This window comes from Pseudomonas sp. PME37.24/025 (assembly GCF_055556615.1).
Map to the genome: position 1 here is coordinate 1 of NZ_JBVHNK010000443.1, position 242 is coordinate 242.

1 protein-coding gene is annotated in these 242 nt (G+C 69.0%); it reads right to left on the minus strand.

The genetic code is table 11. The features are described from left to right. Positions 1-242: hypothetical protein (locus tag ACZ3HH_RS31005; RefSeq protein ID WP_465810538.1), on the minus strand; the 242-nt coding region annotated here is incomplete at both ends.

Here is a 242-nt window from a genome sequence, read left to right on the forward strand (position 1 = left end):
GTGGCGAACGCCAGGAACTCGATGACGCCGCCGCCGGTGTCCAACTCGTTGAACACCAGGATGATCAGGGCGCCGGTCGTGAAGATCGCCGGCACGTAGACGACGATGCGCAACGGGCCGCTTCGGCTGGGGCGACTGGCCGGGACGCACCACGCGGTGAACGCGAGCAGCAGCGCCGCAGCTGGCCAGAGCGCGTCGACGGGCGAGATCTCGCGAAGAAGTCCGACACCCACGGTGGGTCC